The organism is Streptomyces sp. NPDC006283, assembly GCF_040613325.1.
In the GTDB taxonomy this organism is placed as follows: Bacteria; Actinomycetota; Actinomycetes; order Streptomycetales; family Streptomycetaceae; genus Streptomyces.
Genome location: NZ_JBEXRZ010000184.1, coordinates 1 through 14,588 on the forward strand (window position 1 = coordinate 1; position 14,588 = coordinate 14,588).

General features: G+C 71.4%; 9 protein-coding genes. 7 read left to right on the forward strand and 2 right to left on the reverse strand.

The genetic code is table 11. The features are described from left to right. Window positions 1-97: 97 nt before the first annotated feature. From ABZ070_RS28280 to ABZ070_RS28300, 5 genes are all read left to right on the forward strand, one after another. On the forward strand, window positions 98-904 hold the full coding sequence (locus ABZ070_RS28280) for a hypothetical protein (protein ID WP_356638162.1): 807 nt from the start codon (window positions 98-100) through the stop codon (window positions 902-904). Between the two features lie 129 nt (window positions 905-1,033). Next, complete coding sequence (locus ABZ070_RS28285) at window positions 1,034-4,168, forward strand: protein kinase (protein WP_356638163.1); 3,135 nt, start codon at window positions 1,034-1,036, stop codon at window positions 4,166-4,168. Between the two features lie 113 nt (window positions 4,169-4,281). Continuing rightward, window positions 4,282-5,874 (forward strand): serine/threonine-protein kinase, encoded by a 1,593-nt coding sequence (locus ABZ070_RS28290; protein WP_356638164.1) that lies wholly within the window; start codon window positions 4,282-4,284, stop codon window positions 5,872-5,874. A 248-nt stretch (window positions 5,875-6,122) separates the two neighbouring features. Beyond that, entirely contained in the window at window positions 6,123-7,739 is a 1,617-nt protein-coding gene (locus ABZ070_RS28295; protein WP_356638165.1) for a succinic semialdehyde dehydrogenase, read from the forward strand. 43 nt (window positions 7,740-7,782) lie between these two features. Continuing rightward, window positions 7,783-9,591: a GMC family oxidoreductase gene (locus tag ABZ070_RS28300; RefSeq protein ID WP_356638166.1), complete on the forward strand. Its 1,809-nt coding sequence runs from the start codon at window positions 7,783-7,785 to the stop codon at window positions 9,589-9,591. 107 nt (window positions 9,592-9,698) lie between these two features. On the opposite strand, the gene ABZ070_RS28305 is transcribed toward ABZ070_RS28300, so the two are convergent. Together ABZ070_RS28305 and ABZ070_RS28310 are read right to left on the reverse strand one after the other, a co-directional pair. After that, complete coding sequence (locus ABZ070_RS28305) at window positions 9,699-10,712, reverse strand: LPXTG cell wall anchor domain-containing protein (protein ID WP_356638167.1); 1,014 nt, start codon at window positions 10,710-10,712, stop codon at window positions 9,699-9,701. An 847-nt stretch (window positions 10,713-11,559) separates the two neighbouring features. Then, window positions 11,560-11,862 (reverse strand): chorismate mutase, encoded by a 303-nt coding sequence (locus ABZ070_RS28310; protein WP_356638168.1) that lies wholly within the window; start codon window positions 11,860-11,862, stop codon window positions 11,560-11,562. Between the two features lie 310 nt (window positions 11,863-12,172). Here ABZ070_RS28310 and guaA point away from each other — a divergent pair, with 310 nt between their 5' ends. Both guaA and ABZ070_RS28320 read left to right on the forward strand, forming a co-directional pair. Further along, window positions 12,173-13,753: a glutamine-hydrolyzing GMP synthase gene (gene guaA / locus ABZ070_RS28315; protein ID WP_356638169.1), complete on the forward strand. Its 1,581-nt coding sequence runs from the start codon at window positions 12,173-12,175 to the stop codon at window positions 13,751-13,753. A gap of 101 nt (window positions 13,754-13,854) precedes the next feature. After that, complete coding sequence (locus ABZ070_RS28320) at window positions 13,855-14,448, forward strand: Uma2 family endonuclease (RefSeq protein ID WP_356638170.1); 594 nt, start codon at window positions 13,855-13,857, stop codon at window positions 14,446-14,448. The last annotated feature ends 140 nt before the right edge of the window (window positions 14,449-14,588 follow it).

Here is a 14,588-nt window from a genome sequence, read left to right on the forward strand (position 1 = left end):
GGATCGCGCAGGTCGGTCCCGTGCGTCAGCCACCGTTCCTGAAGCTCCGCCGCACCGTAGACCCGCTTCCGACGCCTCCCCCCGGCGGACCGCGCCGGTGCGGGCGCCGCTCACCGATGTGGTGCCCCGGCGCACGCTCGTCATCATCGCGGTCGTCGCCGTGCTGGCCGTGCTGTCGACCGTCCTCGTCCTCGCCCTCGGTGACGGTGACGACGCGGGCAACCAGGGCAAGGGCGACAAGGCCACTTCGGCGGGCGCCACCGCCGGCGGCGGCGAGGACAAGGCCACCGGCGGCGCCGGCGGCGAAGCGAGCCCGGACAGCGGTGACGACCCCGGCGAGGACCAGGGCAAGGACGACGGCAAGGACGACCAGGGCGGCAGCACCGGCACTCCGGGCGAACAGCCGTCCGGGAAGCCCAAGGGCGACGACGCCGGCGGGATCACCCTTCCGGCCGGCTACGTGATGGTCTCCAACGACCGCTGGCACTTCACCATGGCGATGCCCGAGGACTTCAAGCTCACGGGCGTGGCGGGCCGGAACTCGGGCGGGAAGTTCAGCGTCGACGGCGGAACCCCGCGCGTGCAGGTCGACTTCAACAACAGCCCCAAGGACGACGCGGCGGCGGCATGGTCGGCGGCCGTCGCCGGGGTGAGCGCCACGAGCAACGGCTACAAGCACCTCGGGATAGGGACGGTCGAGTACAACGGCTATCCGACCGTCGCCGACTGGCAGTTCGAGCGCAACGAGAACGGCGAGCGGGTACGTATCCTCAACAGGGGCTTCAAGGTCGACGCCAGGCGTGGCTACTCGATCATGATCACGTGCAAGGCGAGCGAGTGGCGCAGCACGGAGTGCGAGACGCTGCGCAAGACGGCGTTCGCCACGTTCAGGCCCAAGGACTGACCGAGGGCACGTATCGTGAGAACTCGCGGACGGTACGCAGCCGCAAGGTGCCGTTGAGCGACCGGATTTGACGGCTTCCTGTGCAGTTCGGGGACCGGCCGGGGGACAGCGCGCTTGTGGGGAGGCGTCGTGGACGACTATGCGGGAAGGGTGCTCGCCGACCGCTACCGCCTGCCGCTGCCGCCGTCCGACGAGTTCGAACTGGCGGAGACCCGCGCCTTCGACACCTACAGCGGGCACGAAGTGCTGGTGCGGCAGGTCCCGCTGCCGGAGGTCGTGGAAGCCGAGGTGCTCGACGCCGACGACATCGCCGGGGCCGCGGTGCCTTATCGGTCCCAGGGCCGCGGAGGCGGCACGACACGGCGGCCCACGGACCCTGCGGTGCGCCGCGCCGTCGAGGCGGCGCAGGCGGCCGCGCAGATCCCCGACCATCCGCGCCTGGACCAGGTCTTCGACGTCTTCGCGGAGGACGGTTCGCTCTGGGTGGTGAGCGAACGCGTCGCCGCCCGGCCGCTCGCGGCGCTCCTCGCGGAGAAGCCGCTCAGCCCCTACCGGGCGGCCGAGATCGCCTCCGACGTCCTCACCGCCCTGCGCGTCCTGCACGCGCACGGCTGGACGCACCGCAACATCACCGTGCGGACGGTGCTTGTCTGCGAGGACGGGCGGGTGGTGCTCACCGGTCTGGCGTCGGGTGCGGCGGAGGAGGCGCTGTGCGGGTACGCGCCCGTGCCGGAGCCAGAGCCCGAGCCCCAGACGGAACCGTTCGATCACGACGGCGGCCCCGATGAGGGATCGCCCCACGTCGACGCCCCGACCACCCGCCCGCAGCTGCCCCGGCAGGCAGGCGGTGCGCCTGATGTGCGCGCCGCGCGCGCCGGGGCGATCGCGGCCTATCGCGCGGGCGCGCGGGCGGGGGCGCGGGTCAACGAGGGCCGGTCGCACGAGGACGGCACCGGGCACGACGACCGTCCCGTGCAGAGCGGCCTCGACCCCGACTGGTGGGCCCACCGGCCGGAGGAGAGGCGGGGCGGCCTGCTCGGGCTCGGCCGGGGCCGCGAGGAGGACGACGCGGCGTTCGACCCGCTGGGGGGCGACGGCCTCGCCGGCGACACCGAGGACTTCGACCGCGGTGGCCGGTACGGCGGGGACACGTATGCCGGCGGCCGGGGCGGCGGGGCGGAGTTCGGCGGGGCCGGGTTCGGCGGGAACGCTTACGCCGACGACCGGTACGCCGACGACCGGTACGCCGAGGGCCGGTACGCCGATGACCGGGACGGCGACGACCGGGACGGCGAGGTGTCCGGGGTGCGCCGGTACGGCGAAAACCCCGTCGAGGACGAGGGGTACGGCGGCCGCACCGATCGCGAGGGCCCGCAGGACGGGCCCGGCCGGGCCCGGCTCGCCGGGGTCTGGCACGACGCGCCCTTCGCCGGCCGCGAAGGCCCCGGTGCGCTGCCCGCCGGTGGCGGTGGCGGACCTCGTGGCATCGCCGCAGGCCCGCCGATCCCGGGCGCCGGCCGACACGACCCGTACCGCGACGACCCCTACGGCGTGCGCCAGGCGGAGACCGGCCGCGGCCGTACGGTCCCGCCCACCCTGCCCGTTGCCCGCGCCGACAGCGGCCACATCGGCAACGGCGTCCCGGGCGGCCACGGCGGCACCGGCAGCGGGCCCTCGGGCGGGCGGCGCCCCGCGCTCCCCCCGGCCCGCACGGGCGGTACCACGGGCAGCAGTTGGGACCGCGGCGGTGATGCCCTGCGTGCCGATGCCCAGCGCCGCCCCGCGGAGGCGGCCGGCACCGCGGCGACCGGCCGCTGGGAGGAGGTCGTCGCGGGCGGCAGCGCCCCCGCCTATCGGGGCCCGGCCACGCCGCTGGCCGCCGAGCGCGCACGCCAGGCGCGGATCACCGTCGTCGGTGCCGTGACGGAGCGGTGGGCGCCCGAGCAGGCCGGCCCGGTCCACGAGAACTGGCAACTGGCAGCGCCCGTCGGCCCGGCGACGGATCTGTGGGCTCTGGGCGCCCTGCTCTACCGCGCCGTCCAGGGGCACGCTCCTTATCCGGAGGAGAGTGCCGCCGAGCTGGTCCAGCTCGTGTGCGCGGAGCCGCCCGCGTTCGCGGAGGAGTGCGGCCCGCTGCGCCCCGTCGTCGAGTCGCTCCTGCGTCAGGACCCCACCGAGCGCCCGGACTTCGAGGAGCTGCGGGGCTGGTTGCGTTCCCTCGTGCGTTCGGCGCCCGAGCCCGAGGCCGGTATGGACGTCGTGCCGCTGCCGCCCGGCGCGGTCGACGGTTCGCGGCTGCCGATCGTGCGCCGCAGGGGTGAGCTCGTGCGCCGGCGTCGCGGGGGCGTGTCGGACGCGGCTCACGGGCGGCACCGCCACAAGAAGGCCAAGGGCAGGGATCGGGACAAGGCCGTGGTCGCCCCGCCCAGGGAGGCCGACCGGCGGACGGCCCGCCAGGCACCCCGCCAGTCGTACGGCTCCTCGTACGAGCACTCGTACGAGGAGCCGTACGAGAGGTCGTACAGGCCGCGGCGGTCGTACGGCGACGAGAGGCGCAAGCCGCGCTCGCTCGGCCGCACGCTCCTGGTGCTGATCCTGCTCGCGCTGGTGGCCGCCATCGCCTATGCGGTGCTGTTCATGCCGAAGGCCGACGACCAACAGGGGCCGCGGGAAGGCGGAAACGCGGGCGCGCAGCAGTCGGAGTCGGGACCGAGTCCGGGGCGTACGGATGGTGGTGAGGCCCCGGATCCCGCGCCCAGCGGCACGCCGGGATCCCAGCAGCCGCAGACCTCCGCCCCGGCCGGCGACCTGCCGGAGGGTTATGTGCTCCGCAAGGATCCGGAGGGTTTCCAGGTTGTCGTCGACAAGGCCTGGCAGCGGCGGCCGATCAATGATGCCAGTCAAGTCCGCTACACAGGTGACGACTTCACCCTCATCATCGTGCCGGGCCGGGACACGGTGCAGGCGAACGGTGACGATCCGCTGGCCTATCAGCGTGACAAGGAGCCGGAGCTCCAGCCCTTCCGTGACTCGTCGTGGGCCACGGCGAGCGGGCTGCGCCGGATCGACGTCGGCCGTCAGTCCATGGCCGAGGGGCAGTTCACCTGGCAGGACAGCAACGGCCGTGATGTGTATGTGCGCAACCTCGCACTCGCCGTCGACGGCGCGTACCACGTCGTCCAGGTGATCGGTCCGGAAGCGCAGCGTGACAAAGTGACCGAGATCTTCGAGCAGGCCACGGCCAGTTACCGCGCCACCCGCTGAGTGCGCGACCGCGTACGGAACGCGCATCACAGTGCGGTCACTTGAGGCGTCCGAGGTTCCGTGTCCGTACACCCCCTCCGTAACCTGGCATTCCAAGGAACGGGGCGGGGTACGTGGAACACACTCACAGCGCAGGCGCCGGTCTGCTGCTTGCCGGGCGATACCGGTTGGGCGAGACCATCGGACGCGGAGGCATGGGCAAGGTATGGCGCGCCCATGACGAGGTGTTGCACAGAGTGGTAGCCGTCAAGGAGTTGACGGCGGGTCTGTACGTCTCAGAGGCCGACCGGCTCGTCCTGCACGCCCGCACCCAGAAGGAGGCCCGGGCGGCCGCGCGGATCAGCCATCCCGGAGTCGTCACCGTCCACGACGTGCTCGAGCACGACGCGCGCCCCTGGATCGTCATGCAGTACGTCGACGGGCCGTCGCTCGCGGACGCCGCCAAGGAGCCGGGCCGGATCGACGAGACCGAGGCCGCCCGGATCGGGCTGCACATCCTCGGCGCGCTGAGCGCAGCGCATGCCGCGGGCGTGCTGCACCGCGACATCAAGCCCGCCAATGTGCTGCTCGGCAAGGACGGCCGGGCGCTGATCACGGACTTCGGGATCGCGGCCATCGAGGGTGACGCGACAATCACCCGGACCGGAGAGATCGTCGGTTCGATCGACTACCTCGCACCGGAGCGCGTGCGCGGCCACGACCCCGGGCCCGCGTCCGATCTGTGGTCGTTGGGTGCGACGCTGTACGCCGCGGTGGAGGGGGAGTCGCCGTTCCGGCGCTCGTCGCCGCTGTCGACCATGCAGGCGGTGGTGGACGAGGAACCGCCCGCGCCGAAGCGGGCCGGCCGGCTCGGCCCCGTGATCATGGCTCTGCTGCGCAAGGACCCGACCGCCCGGCCCACGGCGGCCGAGGCGGAGCGGATGCTGACGGACGCCATGGAGGGGCGGGCGCCGGCCGCCACGGAGCGGATGCGCGTACCCACGCAGCGGACGCCGCGGCCGGCAGCCGGGCCGGAGCCCGGTACGGCGCCGGCGCCGGCCTCGCCTGCCGCACCCCGCCGTTCCGGCCGCCTGCGCAAGACTCTGGTCGTCGTGCTGCTCGCGGCCGTGGTCGGCGGCGGTGCGGGCCTGGCCACCCAGTACGTGAACGACGGCGACGGCACACAGACGGATACCGACGGCACACAGACGGATACCGGCGGCGCTCAGTCGGGCGGCACGCAGGCCGGCGAGCCGGGGAGCGGGTCGGGGATCCCCAAGGGCTGGAAGCGCGTCGTCGACCCGGAGGGTTTCAGTCTCTGGGTTCCGCAGGGCTGGCGGCGCCAGATGGACGGCAACCAGATCGACTACACGCCGGACAACGGCCGCCACCGCATCCGTATCAGCATCGATCCGGCGCCGGACCACGAGAACCCCTACATGCACATGCTCGACATGCAGAAGGGCCTCGAGAAGCGGCTGCCCGAGTACCGGCGGGTGCAGCTGCATCCCAACACCTTCCGGGACCAGACGAACTCGGCGCTCTGGGAGTTCACCTGGACGGAGAGCAAGGAGCACCCCGGCCCGCGCCGGGCGATCGACCAGATGTACTACGAGGACGACGGCACGGAGTACGCCCTCTACATGTCGGGCCCCGCGGGGGACTGGGCCAAGACCCGCGAGCAGTTCGACATCATGCTGCGCGGATGGCGTCCCGTGCAGCAGTGATCGGTGCCGCCGCGGATCCGCGTCCGCGCCGCCGGCGGGCCGCGTCCGTGCTGCCGGGGGTCCGCGCCGCGATTCGGGCATCGCGCGGTCACGGATCCGTTCACCCCGTCCTGGAACCCGGTGAGGCCCAGGCATAGCCCCTGATCAGGGCTTATGTGCCAGCAATCACTGGCGCGGTCGTGTGCGGATGGTGAAAAGCTGTTACCGACGGGTACCCAAACGGCCGATCGGGGCCTACTCTCCACCCCATGACGGACTCGCAGGCCACCACGGCCGCCCTCGGCACCAACCCCACCGCCGCCGCCCCGGCCGGCGCGCGCACCGCCGCCGACGTGGTGACCCCCGAAGTGGTCGCCCAGCTCACCAAGGGTGTCGTCGGCTCCGGCCGCACGGCCAACCACACGCCGTTCACCGGCGCGCAGCTGGCCGAGCTCCCCGAGTCCACCCCGCAGGACGTCGCCACCGCCTTCGAACGTGCCCGCGCCGCTCAGGCGGTGTGGGCCGCCACCCCGGTCCGCGCCCGTGCGGCCGTCCTGCTGCGTTTCCACGACCTGGTCCTGGAGCGCCAGGCAGAGGTCCTCGACCTGATACAGCTGGAGACCGGCAAGGCCCGCCTGCACGCGCACGAGGAGGTGCAGGCGGTCGCGGTCGCCGCGCGCCACTACGGGCGCAAGGCCCCCGCGTACCTGAAGCCGAAGCGGCACACCGGTGTGGTGCCCGTGCTCACCAAGACGACCGAGCTGCGCCACCCGCGCGGTGTCGTCGGCCAGATCGCACCCTGGAACTATCCGCTGGAGCTGTCCGTCGGCGACGCGCTGCCCGCCTTCGTCACCGGCAACGCCGTGGTGATGAAGCCCGACACCGAGACCGCGCTCACCGCGCTGTGGGCACGTGACCTGCTGATCGAGGCCGGCCTGCCCGCCGAGGTCTTCCAGATCGTCATCGGCGACGGCCCCGTCGTGGGCCCCGAGGTCGTCAAGCACGCCGACTACGTCTCCTTCACCGGCTCCACCCGCACCGGCCGTGAGGTCGCCCAGGGCGCCGCCGCCCGCCTGGTCGGCGTCTCCCTCGAACTCGGCGGCAAGAACGCCATGCTGGTGCTGCACGACGCCGACGTGGAGAAGGCCGCCGCCGGAGCCGTCCGGGCGTGCTTCTCCTCCGCGGGTCAGCTGTGCATCTCCATCGAGCGGCTGTACGTGCACGAGTCGATCGCCGACGACTTCGTCGCCCGGTTCGCCGCCCGTACGAAGGCGATGCGTCTCGGCAACTCCCTCGCGTACGGGGCGGACATGGGCTCCCTCGTCGGCGAGCGCCAGCTCGAGACGGTCACCCGGCATGTCGAGGAGGCCGTCGCCAAGGGCGCCAAGCTGGTCGCGGGCGGTGTGGCGCGGCCCGACATCGGGCCGCTCTTCTACGAGCCCACCATCCTCGACGGCGTCGAGGCGCCGATGGCGGTGTGCACGGAGGAGACCTTCGGCCCCGTCGTCTCCATCTACCGCTTCACGGACGAGGACGACGTCGTCGCGCAGGCCAACGCCACGCCGTACGGCCTCAACTCCAGCGTCTGGACCAAGGACGCGAAGCGCGGCCACGCCGTCGCCGCCAGGCTGCGCACCGGGACGGTCAACATCAACGAGGGCTACGCACCCGCGTACGGCAGCGTCCAGTCGCCGATGGGTGGCATGAAGGACTCCGGTCTCAGCCGGCGCCACGGGTCCGAGGGCATCCTCAAGTACACGGAGGCCCAGACCGTGGCCCAGCAGCGCCTCCTGCCGCTGGCCCCGTCGTTCGGCATGGACGACGAGAAGTACGCAACCTTCATGAGTGTCAGTCTCAAGGCGATGAAGGCCCTGCGGCTTCGCTGACCGCCGACCCGCCCGCCCGCCCGAACAGTTCACGAGGAGAGCCATGTCCGAGGTACCCCCTGCCCGAAATCAGGAAGAGGCTGACGACGACTCGTACGACTACGACGTGATCGTCGTCGGCTCGGGCTTCGGCGGCTCCGTCTCCGCCCTCCGGCTGACCGAGAAGGGCTACCGGGTCGGCGTGCTCGAGGCGGGCCGGCGCTTCACCCGCGAGTCCCTGCCGAAGAACTCCTGGGACCTGCGCAACTACCTCTGGGCACCCGCCCTCGGCCTGTTCGGCATCCAGCGCATCCATCTGCTCGGCAATGTGATGGTGCTGGCCGGAGCGGGCGTCGGCGGCGGATCGCTGAACTACGCCAACACCCTCTATGTGCCGCCCGCGCCGTTCTTCAACGACCCGCAGTGGAAGGGCATCACGGACTGGCAGGACGAGCTGAAGCCCTACTACGACCAGGCCCGGCGCATGCTCGGCGTACGGCTCAATCCGACGATGACGCCTTCCGACGTGCATCTGAAGGCGACCGCGGAGGCCATGGGCGTCGGCGACAGCTTCCACATGGCGCCGGTCGGCGTGTTCTTCGGTGACGGCGACGACGCCGACGGCACGGTGCGGGCCAGGCCGGGCGAGGAGGTCGCCGACCCCTACTTCGGCGGAGCCGGCCCGTCCCGCAAGGCGTGCAGCGAGTGCGGGGAGTGCATGACGGGCTGCCGGCACGGTGCGAAGAACACCCTCAACGAGAACTACCTCTACCTGGCGGAGAAGGCGGGCGCGGTCGTCCACCCCATGACGTCCGTCGTCGACGTGGCCGAGGACTCGCGGGGCGGCTTCGCGATCCGGACCGTGCCCAGCGACAACAGGCGGAAGGGGAAGGGCCGCACGTTCACCGCCCGCCGGGTCGTCGTCGCCGCGGGGACGTACGGCACCCAGACGCTGCTGCACCGGATGAAGGACGGCGGTCGGCTGCCGCACATCTCGGAGCGGCTCGGCGAGCTGACCCGGACCAACTCGGAGGCCCTCGTTGGCGCCCAGACCGACAACCGGCGGTACCGCAAGCGGCACGGCGAGCGAGTCGACTTCACGCGCGGCGTCGCGATCACCTCGTCGATCCATCCGGACGCGAACACCCACATCGAACCGGTCCGCTACGGCAGGGGTTCGAACGCGATGGGTGGCATGACCGTTCTCCAGGTGCCCTACCGGGTTAAGGGCCGCGTCGTCGGCTGGCTCGGCAACATGGCCCGGCACCCGTGGCTCGCGGTGCGCGCGCTGTCGAACCGGCGCTGGTCGGAGCGGACCATCATCGGTCTGGTCATGCAGTCCCTGGACAACTCGCTGACCACGTACCGCAAGCCGAAGGGCATCGGCAAGGGCCTGCTCACCGCCCGGCAGGGCCACGGCGCCCCGAATCCCAACCAGATCCCCGAGGCCACCCGCGCCGCGTCGCTGCTCGCCGAGGAGATCAACGGCTTCGCGGGCAGCAACATCGGCGAGCTGATGGGCACACCGCTGACCGCGCACTTCCTGGGCGGTTGCCCGATCGGCGCCACGGAGACGGACGGTGTCATCGACCCGTACCACCGGCTCTACGGCCACCCCGGCATCTCGGTGGTGGACGGCGCGGCGGTCTCCGCGAATCTCGGAGTCAACCCGTCGCTGACCATCACCGCCCAGGCGGAACGGGCCATGTCCTTCTGGCCGAACAAGGGCGAGCGGGACCCGCGCCCCGCGCAGGGCTCGGCGTACGAACGCCTGTCCCCGGTGGCGCCCAAGTCACCGGCGGTCCCGGCGGACGCGTTCGGCGCGCTGAAGCTGCCGTTCCTCGGGATGCCGGTGGTCCCGCCGAAGAAGTGACCCTGCCGTACCCAGCACAAAGGCCGCTGCACCCCCCTCCGAGTGCAGCGGCCTTGGTGGCTTTGCGGGCCTGAGCGTCAGGCGTTGAGCGGGCCTGGCGTCAGGCGTTACGCGGTGGCGTCGCCGCGGCGGCGCTTCATCGCGAGAACGGCACCGGCGCCGGCGATGATCGCGACACCGCCGACCGCGCCGATCACGGACAGGTTCGAGTCGGAACCGGTCTCGGCGAGGTTGCCGGTGACCGGCAGTTCCTTGACGTCGCCCTGCGGCTTGGTGTCGGGGCCCTTGTCACCCGGGTTGCCCTCGCCCGGCGTGGCCTCGCCCGGGTTGTCGTTCGGGGTGCCCGGCTTCAGGACGGTGAAGTCGGCGTAGACGCCGGCGTTCGCGGCGAAGCAGTCCTGGCCGTCGATGTTGGCCAGGTAGCCGCCGGACCCGAAGGAGTAGCTGTCAGCGGCAGGCGCGTCCTTCTCGATGTTCATGCGGAGGTCGACCTTCACGAAGTCGTCGGGCTTCATGGTCTCGACGCCCCAGAACTCGGCGCCCGCCCAGTCCTCGTTGCCGATCCGCTCCCAGTTGTCGGTGCCGGGGATGCGGAACTGCAGCTCGACGTACTTGCTGAGCCACTTGTCCTCGTCGAGCTCGTCGTTCTCGACCTCGGCATAGAAGACGACCTTCTTCAGGTCGGCCTTCGACTCGTTGGTGACGGTGAGGTTGAAGTCCTCCCAGCCGCTGCCGGCGACGATCTTGCCGGGCAGGCCGGAGATCTCGAGACCGAGGGCCTTCTCCTCGAAGGTCTCGTCCAGCTCCTCGCAGTACGGCGGCTCCTCGGGGTCCTCCGGGTCCGCGGTCGGCGTCGAGGCCGACGGCGAGGGCGACGTGGTGTCCGAGGCCGACGGCGAGGGCGACGTGGTGTCCGAGGCCGACGGGGACGGCGAGGTGGTGTCCGAGGCCGACGGCGACGGGGACACGGTGTCCGAGGGCGAAGCCGACGGGGAGGTGGTGTCCGAGGCCGTGGCGGACGGGGTGGGGGTCGTCGCGTACGCGGCCGGCGCCGCCAGGAAGGTGGCGGGGGCGATGACAGCGGTCGCGGCTGCGACGGCCATGGCGCGGCGGATCTGCATGGAGACCTCAGTGAAGTCTGGGCACCGCGGGACGCGGCACGAAGGCTGGGTTCCGACCCACCGCACCGCAACGGCTGCGAACACGTGAGGTCGTTGTTACGCATGGATGACCTGTGACCAGGGGGATTGGTTGCACGAGAACTCACAGGATCTTTATGTGATCTGCGCCACTCCTGCGTTCCATGGCTGAAACGGGATCACTCCGTGCCGCGCCGTCGCACAGCGCCATCGGGACGGACGGATGCCTGTGCGGGGTTCATCCCAGTGACTCCCCCGTGCACGAAGGAATGAGAGCGGGCCCCGCGGACATCACGTCCGCGGGGCCCTGCGCGCAGCACCGGCGTCAGGGCGGCGGCGGTGCGAAGACGCGGCGTCGGGGCGGGTTGCGCCGCGTCGTGAGGTGTCGACGGGCCCGGCGCCCAGGGGCGCCGGGCCGTGTTCGACCTTCGGCGATTTGGGTGCGCAGAGGGGACCTGCTCGTGCTGCATCCGTGCTGGACAGGCTGTCGGCCGGCCGGGCCGTTTTGTGCCGGATGCGGTCGGCTCCGGGCGTCCCCGGAGCCGACCGCCTTTGGGTGACCGGGCTGCTGTCCCCTGCCGACCGGTCACGCGCGCTGGGGCGAGGTCCCACGACGTACCTGCAGTACGTCACACGCTCCAGCGGAGCCACGCGTGGTTTCCTTCAAGGCCCGCCCCTGGCTGGCACGGACAACCGGACCAACGAAGGCCCGCCGGGTGCGTCACGCGCCGTACGGGTGAGGATGCGCCCGAACGCAGATACGCAGGGGTACGCGGGCCGTGCCGATCGGGCCCGGCATGCAACGGGTCCGGGCCCCGGCCCGGCCGCCTCAGATCCGGCCCCGGCACAGCTCCAGCATCGTCATCGCGAGCGCCGTACCCGGCTTGCCGAGCGCGTCCCTGTAGTGGCCCAGCACCTCCATCTCGCGTGCCAGGTTCACCCGGCGGCCGCCGGAGGAGATCCGGGCCTCCTGGATGACGGCGGAGACGGCCATCCGTTCCTGGATCAGGCCGATGATGCGGTCGTCGAGCGTGTCGATGCGCTCGCGTGCGCCGGTGATCAGGTTCGCGGCCTCGTCGGTGCGGGCGCCGGTCTTCTCGGCGGTGGTGTGCGCGGTCTTGGTGATGCTCATCTCAAGGGCCTCTCGTTTCGCTGGGGCCCCGGATCGGCACGGCCCGGAGAACGACAGAGCGCCCCGGGCCTTGTCGGCCCGGGGCGCCTGGGAAGTCGCTGTTCAGCAGATCAAGCAGCGCGACCATGGCAGCCGGACGGGCCGGTGCCATAGGTAAAGACGAAGGTCAGCTGCTTGTGCATGCGAGCAGTATGGCCGGATCCGGTCGAGGGGGCCAATCCGGGTTCGGATGGTGAGACGAAGAGTGATAACCGGCGCGCCGGTAGAATCGACACAGCAGACCCTTTCTCCCCGCCGGAAGGCCGCCCCAGTGCCAGCAGCACCCTCCGCCGCCCCCGACGTCGTACTCGTAGTCGACTTCGGTGCGCAGTACGCCCAGCTCATCGCCCGCCGAGTCCGTGAGGCCCGGGTCTACAGCGAGATCGTCCCGTCCACCATGCCGGTGGCGGAGATGCTGGCCAAGAACCCGAAGGCGATCATCCTCTCCGGCGGGCCCTCGTCGGTGTACGCGGAGGGCGCCCCGCGCCTGGACCGCGCGATCTTCGAGGCCGGGGTTCCGGTCTTCGGCATGTGCTACGGCTTCCAGCTGATGGCGACGACGCTCGGCGGCACCGTCGACAACACCGGCGCCCGGGAGTACGGCCGCACGCCGCTCCATGTCTCCAAGAGCGGCTCGACGCTCTTCGAGGGCACCCCGGCCGAGCAGCCGGTGTGGATGTCGCACGGCGACGCGTGCTCCGCCGCTCCCGAGGGCTTCACGGTCACCGCGTCCACCGACGTCGTGCCGGTCGCCGCCTTCGAGAACGACGAGAAGAAGCTGTACGGCGTGCAGCACCACCCCGAGGTGATGCACTCCACCTACGGCCAGCAGGTTCTCGAGCACTTCCTCTACCGCGGCGCCGGCATCGAGCCGAACTGGACCACGGGCAACGTCATCGAGGAGCAGGTCGAGGCGATTCGCGCGCAGGTCGGCACCAAGCGCGCCATCTGCGGTCTGTCCGGCGGTGTGGACTCCGCGGTCGCCGCGGCCCTGGTGCAGAAGGCCATCGGCTCCCAGCTGACCTGCGTGTACGTCGACCACGGTCTGATGCGCCAGGGCGAGACGGAGCAGGTCGAGAAGGACTTCGTCGCCGCCACGGGCGTCCAGCTCAAGGTCGTCGACGCACAGGAGCGCTTCCTCGACGCGCTCGCCGGCGTCAGTGACCCGGAGGAGAAGCGGAAGATCATCGGGCGCGAGTTCATCCGCGTCTTCGAGCAGGCGCAGGCCGAGATCGTGGCCGAGGCCGAGCACGGCGAGGACGTCGCGTTCCTCGTCCAGGGCACGCTCTACCCGGACGTCGTCGAGTCCGGCGGCGGCACCGGCACCGCCAACATCAAGTCGCACCACAATGTGGGCGGCCTGCCCGAGGACCTCGAGTTCGAGCTCGTCGAGCCGCTGCGCAAGCTGTTCAAGGACGAGGTCCGCATGGTCGGCCAGGAGCTCGGCCTGCCGGACGAGATCGTCCAGCGCCAGCCGTTCCCGGGCCCGGGTCTCGGCATCCGCATCGTCGGCGAGGTCACGCGCGAGCGCCTCGACCTGCTGCGCGAGGCGGACGCGATCGCCCGTGAGGAGCTCACGGCGGCCGGTCTCGACCGCGACATCTGGCAGTGCCCGGTGGTGCTGCTCGCCGACGTCCGCAGCGTCGGGGTCCAGGGCGACGGCCGCACCTACGGCCACCCGATCGTGCTGCGCCCCGTCTCGTCGGAGGACGCGATGACGGCGGACTGGACGCGGATGCCGTACGACGTGCTGGCGAAGATCTCGACCCGGATCACCAACGAGGTCGCGGACGTGAACCGCGTGGTCCTCGATGTGACGAGCAAGCCCCCGGGCACCATCGAGTGGGAGTGACCCTCCCGCAAGATCAACACCGACGCCGTCGCTCATTCGTTTGAGCGGCGGCGTCGGTGTTCGCCGTGGGTAGGCTGATCGTACGGAGCAGAATCCCGTCCATGGGAGGAACCATGATCGCTGAGGTCCCGAACGCCTGGCCGGTGCCGCCGCAGGACGGATACACCGTGGACGACCTGTTGACGCTGCCCGACCTCCCGCCGCACACCGAGCTGATCGACGGGAGCCTGGTTTTCGTGAGTCCGCAGCGTTACTTTCACAGCCTTGTGATCGACCTGCTGGTGGGAGGGCTACGCCGTACTGCCCCGCCGGATCTGAAGGCCGTGCGCGAGATGACCGTCATGCTGGACAAGCGCAACGGTCCGGAGCCGGACGTGTCGGTGATTCGGGCGGAGGCCGTGACAGGCGGTATGCAAACGCACTTCCTGGCCGCCGACGTTCAGCTCGCCGTCGAGGTTTCCCCGGACTCCGAGGCCCGCGACCGCAGCCGCAAGCCCCTGCTGTACGCGCAGGCCGGCATCCCGCACTTCTGGCTGGTCGAGATGGGCGGCGCCGACGACCGCCCCGTTGTTCACGTCTTCGAGCGCTCGCACGTCACGCAGTCGTACGCCCTCACCGGAATCCACCACGACCGGCTCAAGCTGTCCGTGCCCTTCGACATCGACATCGACCTTGGGGACATCGACAACCTCTAGGGCCTCTCGTTTGGATCATGCCGGGCTCGCGGGCCCTGGCACCGCCCCCCCCACAGCCTTCGGCGTGGGAGGTGCCCCCACGCCGCGTTGTCGTCGGTCGGCATGGCTCCGCCATGCCTCCTCCCCCTACGCCTTCGGCG

Bases quoted from the DNA above. Each gene is read 5' to 3' on its own strand.
- ABZ070_RS28295 (WP_356638165.1), top strand. From the start codon at position 6,123: ATGACGGACTCGCAGGCCACCACGGCCGCCCTCGGCACCAACCCCACC.
- ABZ070_RS28300 (WP_356638166.1), top strand. From the start codon at position 7,783: ATGTCCGAGGTACCCCCTGCCCGAAATCAGGAAGAGGCTGACGACGAC.
- ABZ070_RS28305 (WP_356638167.1), bottom strand. From the start codon at position 10,712: ATGCAGATCCGCCGCGCCATGGCCGTCGCAGCCGCGACCGCTGTCATC.
- ABZ070_RS28310 (WP_356638168.1), bottom strand. From the start codon at position 11,862: ATGAGCATCACCAAGACCGCGCACACCACCGCCGAGAAGACCGGCGCC.
- ABZ070_RS28320 (WP_356638170.1), top strand. From the start codon at position 13,855: ATGGGAGGAACCATGATCGCTGAGGTCCCGAACGCCTGGCCGGTGCCG.